This is a genomic window from Variovorax sp. P1_G12, from assembly GCF_056405555.1.
The window spans coordinates 1-7,692 of sequence record NZ_JBFUBW010000078.1; the positions used below are offsets into that span (position 1 = coordinate 1).

At 62.9% G+C, this 7,692-nt stretch carries 7 protein-coding genes; 4 read left to right on the plus strand and 3 right to left on the minus strand.

All coding sequences use genetic code 11. The features are described 5' to 3' along the window. Positions 1-170: phage integrase N-terminal SAM-like domain-containing protein (locus AC1D2O_RS37465; RefSeq protein ID WP_478158897.1), on the minus strand; the 170-nt coding region annotated here is incomplete at its 3' end. 191 nt (positions 171-361) lie between these two features. Here AC1D2O_RS37465 and AC1D2O_RS37470 point away from each other — a divergent pair. Next, positions 362-652, plus strand: coding sequence for a hypothetical protein (locus AC1D2O_RS37470; RefSeq protein WP_477650142.1), 291 nt, complete (start codon positions 362-364; stop codon positions 650-652). Between the two features lie 178 nt (positions 653-830). On the opposite strand, the gene AC1D2O_RS37475 is transcribed toward AC1D2O_RS37470, so the two are convergent. Continuing rightward, the gene (locus AC1D2O_RS37475) at positions 831-1,880 is read right to left on the minus strand and encodes a helix-turn-helix domain-containing protein (RefSeq protein ID WP_477650143.1); all 1,050 of its coding nucleotides are present in this window, start codon (positions 1,878-1,880) and stop codon (positions 831-833) included. Between the two features lie 299 nt (positions 1,881-2,179). On the opposite strand from AC1D2O_RS37475, the gene AC1D2O_RS37480 reads away from it, so the two are divergent. The 3 genes from AC1D2O_RS37480 (at position 2,180) to AC1D2O_RS37490 (ending at position 6,835) form a co-directional block, all read left to right on the plus strand. Beyond that, complete coding sequence (locus AC1D2O_RS37480; RefSeq protein ID WP_477650144.1) at positions 2,180-2,809, plus strand: hypothetical protein; 630 nt, start codon at positions 2,180-2,182, stop codon at positions 2,807-2,809. Between the two features lie 122 nt (positions 2,810-2,931). Further along, positions 2,932-4,395 (plus strand): DUF1254 domain-containing protein, encoded by a 1,464-nt coding sequence (locus AC1D2O_RS37485; RefSeq protein WP_477650145.1) that lies wholly within the window; start codon positions 2,932-2,934, stop codon positions 4,393-4,395. A 148-nt stretch (positions 4,396-4,543) separates the two neighbouring features. After that, entirely contained in the window at positions 4,544-6,835 is a 2,292-nt protein-coding gene (locus tag AC1D2O_RS37490) for a DUF1254 domain-containing protein (protein WP_478158908.1), read from the plus strand. 178 nt (positions 6,836-7,013) lie between these two features. On the opposite strand, the gene AC1D2O_RS37495 is transcribed toward AC1D2O_RS37490, so the two are convergent. Next, the coding region (locus AC1D2O_RS37495; protein ID WP_478158909.1) for a sensor histidine kinase at positions 7,014-7,692 on the minus strand (679 nt) is incomplete at its 5' end.

The following is a 7,692-nucleotide window of genomic DNA, read 5'->3' on the forward strand; positions in this document are numbered from 1 at the left end:
CGCCGCAGATCCTCTGCGGTGGCCGTGTCGGGGGAGCGTTGCAGAAAGCCGGCGAGGTACCGAACCGCGCGGACGTAGGCAGCCTGGGTCTTGGGTCCGAGCTTGCGCATGCGCATGTCGTCGAGCATGCGCTGACGCAGCGCAGAAACCGCTGGTGTCGAAGGGGTCATGATCGTGCTCCTGTCGAAGAACGAGGCCAATCGCCTCGCTCCTCAACATAGACAGGGACGCGATGATTGCCAGACCCACCGGCCTCTGCGGCGGGCTACCGCGCGAGCGGTTTAGTCCTCGGGCCCGGAGGAGCGGGTCGGCGACAGGCTACAGTCGGCCATCACCAGACATTCAACTTGAGCCCTCAAAAATGTCGTTTCCAGAGCTCGAACCACTGATTCAGAAAGTCGAGACCCTCAAGGACGTCCCTGAGGTGCACGATGTCTACACGTCGGTGCATGAGTTGGTCCGGTCGGCCCAGACCCCGGCCATGGCACAAAGCGCCTGCTCAAAGATCATCACCATGAGCCACCCCAAGGCATGGGGTGACCGAGTTGTTGGCGCAGGCGCAGCCTTTCAGGACTGGACGAGGTTCCTGCATGAGTTGGCAGAGGTCGCAGACGCTTGTGGCCAGCGCGTATTCGAGGCGAATCGCTCCTAGCCTTGTGTGGCAGGATGCGGCCACAAGCCGTCCGTCGTCACCTATCGAGCAATGACCGCAGTTCGCTACCGGTCACTGCCGCATCTTCGATCTCAGCCAGGCCAGGCATTTGCTCTCGAAGAGTGATGTGGCCCCGCTCATCTTCAGGCCGCGGCCGCGGCCGAGCCCAAGCCGCAGGCTATGGGCCGGAGGCCGAAGATTGCGCAAGCTTTCGGAAGGTGCGCTGGTATTCGCTTGGCGTGACGCCTGCGTCGCGCCGGAACGCCCGCGCGAAATTGGCGACGTCGCGAAAGCCGAGCTGGATGGAGACCTGATGGACCGTCGCACCTGGCCTTGCCAAGAATTCCCGTGCCCGCTCGAGCCGTACCCGCTGTGAGAGATCACGGAAGTTCAACCCTTCTTTTTTCAGGTTGCGATCGATGGTCCGATCCGAGATGTTCATGCGCTGCGCGATCTCTTCAAGCGTGAGCTGTTGCCCCTGCGTCTCGCGCAGCAGCATCGAGATGTAGGCACCCCATTCGCCGCCGGGCACGGGCCGCCGTTGCAGCACATGCAGCCGCTGCTCGATTTGACGAACCACTGTGGGCGATGGCATGGGCAGCGGGCGATTCAACAGCTCGCTGTCGAAGACCACGCGGATGCCAGGGAGCGCACTTTCATCGAAGTGGAAACGCGCAGGCGCCAGGCTGGCATAGCGCATTGCATGCGCGGGCGCCGGCATTCCGAGACGGATGTCGTACGCAATCTCGGAGCCGAACAGCAACCGGACCTGGGTGTGCAGCGAGACGGCGATGGCCTCGATCGCAAAATGCATGGTGCGCAGAGGCATCACGGCCGCAGGGCTGAAGACCACCTCGCCGAGACCTGGTCGCCGCGCGTACTTCATCGTGAACAGCGTGATGATGAAGTGATAGTAGCGGCTGGTGAACTGCATGAAATGGTCCAGGTCGCGGCAGCTGAGCATCGCGTAGCCCATCAGATCGTGCGAATTCAACTTGATCGCTTGCCCGAGTTCGAATCCAAGGTCGGTGCGGCCGGTGAGTCGATAGGCCCACTCGACCAAGGCCTCCACTTCGTTCGGTTCCAGGACGCTGTCGCTTCGTTCGAAACGGGCGGCTTCAACCTTCGCGAGATCGAGCAGGCGCGCGGTATCGACCCCCTGCGTCGCGAGGCGTCCCAGAAGCAGCGAAAGATAGCGGGCCGGCACGGTTTTGGTGGCTGCGTTCATTCCGGTGCCTCCAAGTCATGCCGCAACCTCCGCGAATCAGCTCTGCAATCCCGCAGTGGGCGGGTTGGTTGGGGTCTTCTAAATAGAGCGCCGCTGTTCATCGTCTTCATTCGATGACTCGCTAGGGGTACATGGGGCGGGAATGGTAACAACGCGCTTGCGACTCGACCATTGGAGTCGGTTTCATAGGGTTTCTACCTAGATGTCGCCAACGGACGTGCAGGTGTCGGTTCAGGACTTTGTACGGGGTGCGCGCGCGATCGATCATTCATCGATCCCCCCACTCATCGAGGAACCACATGGCCATTCTTGGCAACCCGAACCTGGACGTGCGCAAAACCAACCGCGCGATCGACGAGCTCATGGAGGTCACGACCAACCCGCGGCACCGCTTCATGCTCGAGGCCTACTACCGTCACCGCTTTCTCGAGATCGCCGGTCGCTACGAGGAAATCTTCGTGCCGGAGATGACCGCGCCGAACCCCGTCTATCACTTCGAGATGGCGGGCAACCATGCCGTGCTGGAGGGCATCGAGTCCGTCAAGGGTTTCTATGCACTGTGGGCCCAGACGCACCAGTCAATCTTCTACGCCGAGGACGAGAAGATCGCTGTAGCGGACAACTTCATCGCCTCGGTCGGCACCATGTACCAGCAGACGCACGGCCAGACCCTGAAGGCGAACGGCATCGAGGTCGACGACGAGAACTCGTACTACCTGCTGCGTGTGCCCGGCCTTCAGATGTTCTGGCCCTACGACGAGTGCTGCCGCCTGATCGGGGAAGACGTCTGGGAGCCGAACCCGGCGGCGCGCACGGTCATCAAGCTCGCGCCGTCCGAAGTGCTGACAAGCGAGGCATCGGGCCAGTTGCTCGCGCCGTTCATCAAGCCGTTGCGCTCGTTCGACGAAGCGATGCGCCAGGCAGCCTGATCCGAGGCCTGTGGACTCATGCCCGTCGTCACGCAAGCCCTGTAGGCTGCGCAGCGGCTTGGCCAGGATGCATGGCGGCGCCAAATACATTGAATTCAATCCGTTTACAAAAAGGAAGTCTGATGTCAGTTGAAATCAAGAAGCGAGCGCGGTTCCTGCACGGCGTGTCGCGGCGAGCCTTCGGCGCCGCAACGCTGTCGCTCGTGGCGCTCGCCGCCGCGCCGGCGCACGCAGCCGCGTTGACCCCGGAGCAAACGAAGAAGATCGCCGTCGATGCGTATATCTACGGTTATGCATTGCTGACCAGCGACATCACGGGCAATGCCTTCACCAATGTGAAGACGCCCAACCCGGCAACGCTCCAGGCCCCGCTCAACCAGCTGGTGAACATGCCCAAGTACCCGCCCGCGGATTACAAGGGCGTAACGGCTCCCAATGCAGACACGCTCTACACGGCGGCGTTCATGGACCTGAAGCAGGAGCCCATGCTGCTGTCATACCCGGACATGAAGGGGCGTTACTTCCTCTTCCCGATCTACTCGCAATACACCAACGTGATCGCAGCGCCGGGCAAGCGAACCCTTGGCACGGGCGCGCAGACGATCGCCATCGTCGGTCCGGGCTGGAAGGGCAAGCTGCCGGCCGGCGTGACGCAGGTCGTCAAGTCGCCGACCAACACCGTCTTCACGATCGGCCGCGTTTATGCTGACGGCACCGATGCCGACTACGCCGAGGTCAACGCCGCGCAGAAGGAGTTCAAGCTGGTTCCGCTGAGCGCTTACGGCGAGCCGTACACCCCGCCGGAGGGCGTGATCAACGCCAGCGCACCGAGCGTCAAGGAGAAGGTCCGCGACATCATTGCCGCGATGGACGCTCAGACCTATTTCAACGCGGTCACGAAGTCGATGGTCCAGAACCCGCCCGTGCTGCCGGAGGACGGTCCAGTCCTCAAGGAGATGGCCAAGATCGGCATCGTGCCGGGCAAGCCCTTCGACCTGAGCAAGCTGTCCGCAGCGGATCAGGCGGCAGTGGCCGACTCGGTCAAGGTCGCGACGGCGAAGATCGTGGACGCCACCAAGTCGGGCAACAAGGTCGTCAACGGATGGCTGTACACCTCGGGCACCGGCAAATACGGCACCAACTACCTCTGGCGAGCCGCCATGGCGAACTACGGCTGGGGGGCGAACCTGACCAAGGACGCGATGTACCCGAGCACCAAGGACGACGACTCCGGGACGCCGCTGGTCGGCAAGAACACGTACACGGTGCATTTCCCCAAGGGCAAGACGCCGCCTGCCTCTGGCTTCTGGTCGATCACGATGTACGACAGCTCGTACTTCTTCTTCCCGAATCCGCAGAACAAGCAGACCGTGAGCATGCGCGACAAGCCCGTGTTCAACAAGGACGGCTCGCTCGACCTGTACTTCTCGAACGTGAAGCCCGCCAATGCGCCCGAGGCCAACTGGCTGCCTGCGCCGCCGGACAACTTCATTCTCATGATGCGGATGTACTGGCCCACGGAGAATCCGCCACCATCGATCCTCAATGGAACCTGGTCGCCGCCGCTGGTGAAGAAGGCGGGTTGATCGAAGCGGCATGGAGAAGTAGCACCTCAGACTGAGGTGCATCGGCACTGCCCTAAAGGGCAGTTGCCAACCATTGGGGCAGCTGTCAGCATCGCGCGCGCCACTGCAACAGTTGCAGGGATCACGTTTTGCAAAGTAAAAGTCAATCATGAACGCCAAACTTCCTTCGCTCTTGAAATGGGCAGCGATCGCCACTGCCGCGATGGCCTTGATTACGGGTTGCGCCAGCAAGAGCGATCCCGTGGCCCAGGCCGCAAAAGCCGACGCCGCCAAGGGCATCGCCGCGCCCAGCATCGCCGAGACCAAGGCCATCGCGGAGGAGGCCTTCATTTACGGGCTGCCACTGGTCATGAACTATGCCGTGATGCTCGAATATGCCGTGGACAAGGGCGGCCCGCAGTTCAAGGCGCCTTTCAACCACCTCAAGAACGAGCCTCGCGTCTACACCTACCAAGACACGGCCATCGTCACGCCGAACAGCGACACCCCATACTCGTTTGCCTGGCTGGACTTGCGCGCGGAGCCGGTGGTGATCTCGGTGCCGGCAGTGGACAAGCGGCGCTACTACTCGGTGCAGTTGATCGACGGCAACACCTACAACTACGGCTACATCGGCAGCCGTGCCACCGGCAACGAGCCGGGCCACTACATGGTGGTCGGTCCCGACTGGAAAGGCGCGACGCCCCCCGGCATCAAGAAGGTCTTCACCTCGACCACGCCCTTCGCCCTGACCGGCATGCGGACTCAACTCTTCAATCCCAAGGACATGCCCAACGTGGTGAAAGTGCAGTCGGGCTACAAGGTGCAGCCGCTGTCCGCCTTCCTCAATCAGCCTGCTCCGGCGGCTGCGCCGACGATCAATTTCCTCCCCGCCACCGCGGCGGGGATCAAGCAGAACTACTTCGAGTACCTGGACGCCGCGCTCAAGTACGTGCCGCCCACCCCGGAAGACAAGGCCGTACGGGCCAGGCTCGCCAGCATCGGCATCGGACCGGGCAAGACCTTCGAGTTCAAAGATCTTTCGCTCGAACACAAGGCCGCCGTCGGCCTGGGCATGAAGGATGGCGACGAAAAGATCGACAAGTATCTGGCGACCGGCATGAAGGATGTCAACGGCTGGAGCGTCGGCTCCCTGCCAGGCGACCGCGCCTTCTACAACGGCAACTGGCTCAAGCGAGCCGCTACGGCCAAAGCAGGAATCTACGGCAATGACGCTGTGGAGGCCATGTATCCGTTCACTCGTGTTGATGGGAAGGGCGAGCCTCTGGACGGAAGCAAGCACGCCTACACATTGACTTTTCCTGCAGGCCAGCAGCCGCCTGTCAACGCCTTCTGGTCGGTCACGATGTACGACGGCAAGAGCCAGCTTCTCATCAAGAATCCGATCAACCGCTACCTCATCAACTCGCCGATGGTGTCGGGGATGAAGAAGAACGCCGACGGCTCACTCACGCTCTACATCCAGAAGGACTCGCCTGGGAAGGCGAAGGAAGCCAACTGGCTGCCCGCTCCCGACGGCCCGATCTACCTGGTGATGCGCCTGTACTGGCCCAAGGAAACGCCGGACGAGGGCGGCGTGCCCTTCTGGTTCTCGGGGCAGTACGCGAGCCTTTCTGCSACACCGGCCACGCCCGGCTGGTCACTCACGACGATGGGCTATGGCTACAGCGGCAGCGCCTCGACCGGCAARCTGCTGCCCCGAGGCAACACCGTGTCGGCCGGGGTGAGCTCTGAYGTGGCGTTGCTGCTCGCACAGCTGAGCTACGCGCCCGAGACCARGTGGCTGGGCGGCCAGGCTTCTCTGGGYGTGGGSTTCGGCTACGGAAGGAACTCGACGAAGGCGGACATCTCGACGTCCGCCCTCGGCACCCAGCTGAACCGCACCGATACGGTCAACGGCTTCACCGACCTTTACCCGGTGGCAAGCATCGCCTGGRCRCAGGGCGTGCACAACTGGATGACCTACGCGACGGGTGACATCCCGGTGGGCGCCTACGACAGCAAGAGGCTCGCGAAYATCGGTATTGGGCATGCGGCCTTCGACGCCGGTGGCGGCTACACCTATCTGRATSCGCAGAGCGGGCGCGARTTCTCGGTCGTGGGCGGCYTCACCTACAACTGGGAGAACTCGGACACCAAGTACAAGAATGGRGTCGACTCGCAYATCGACTGGGCGGCGTCRCAATTCCTCTCGGCCAACTGGGAGGTCGGGCTGGCAGGCTACGTGTACTACCAGCTGACCGGAGACAGCGGATCGGGCGCCAAGCTGGGGCCGTTCAAGTCTCGGGTCGCCGCCATCGGACCGGAAGTCGGGTACGCATTCAAATTTGGGGGCCTGCCGGCGTATGCCAACTTGCGCGCCTACTACGAGTTCTGGGCGCAGAACCGGGTCTCGGGCTACGCGGTGTTTGCGACGCTGGTGCTGCCGCTCGGGAAGTGACTCCACGGTCCGGCGCAGTGCCTCGGCGGAAGTCGGGGCGCGAACTCGAATGACATCAGCGAGCCCCTACTCGCAGCAGGACGCTGGCCGGCCGTCGTGCCAGCAGCCGGCGCAGACTGAAAAGGCCGAAGAATGGCGGGGAGCGCAGACAGGCGAAGAGCGCTTCTGAATGCGCGATTCATGCCGTGTATCGCACTTGCCCAGCAGATCGCTCAGGCGCAGGCGCAGCCATCGCTGGCTGGCCGGCCGGCGAGACCGGTAGCGTAAAGCGCAGGCTGGCGCCGCCACCCTCCACGTTCTCGGCCCACAGCCGCCCTCCGTGTGCCTCGACCAGTGTGCGCGAGATCGACAGGCCCATGCCCATCCCGGTCGGCTTGGTGGTGAAGAACGACCCGAAGATCTGCTCGATCCGCTCCTTGGGAATCCCCGACCCGTTGTCGTTGACAGCGATCTCGACCATCTCGCCGCCGCGATGCACCGCGGTGACCACAATGCTGCGCACCCTGTGTGCGGCTTCGTCGATGGCGTCCATGCCGTTGGAGATCAGGTTGAGCAGCACCTGCTGCAGATGGATGCGATCGCCAAGGACCGACGGCAGAGGGTGCGCAACCTGCAAACGCACGCGAATGCGGCGCGCTGCGGCGTCGGGACGGACCAACGCCGTGACATTCTCCAGAAGGTCATGCACGTTCAGCGGCATGACCTCGACCTCGTGGCGCCGCAGCATCGCGCGCATGCGATCGATCACGGCACCCGCTCGCTGGTCGTCGGCGAGGATGTCGTCGACGATCGCGCGGATTTCCTCGAGGTCCGGGTGATCGGATTGCAGCATCAGGACTGCGGCTTCGGCATTGCGC

What these genes read in the sequence shown, in the direction of transcription:
- AC1D2O_RS37470 (WP_477650142.1), top strand. Translation starts at nt 362, where the DNA reads ATGTCGTTTCCAGAGCTCGAACCACTGATTCAGAAAGTCGAGACCCTC.
- AC1D2O_RS37475 (WP_477650143.1), bottom strand. Translation starts at nt 1,880, where the DNA reads ATGAACGCAGCCACCAAAACCGTGCCGGCCCGCTATCTTTCGCTGCTT.
- AC1D2O_RS37485 (WP_477650145.1), top strand. Translation starts at nt 2,932, where the DNA reads ATGTCAGTTGAAATCAAGAAGCGAGCGCGGTTCCTGCACGGCGTGTCG.
- AC1D2O_RS37480 (WP_477650144.1), top strand. Translation starts at nt 2,180, where the DNA reads ATGGCCATTCTTGGCAACCCGAACCTGGACGTGCGCAAAACCAACCGC.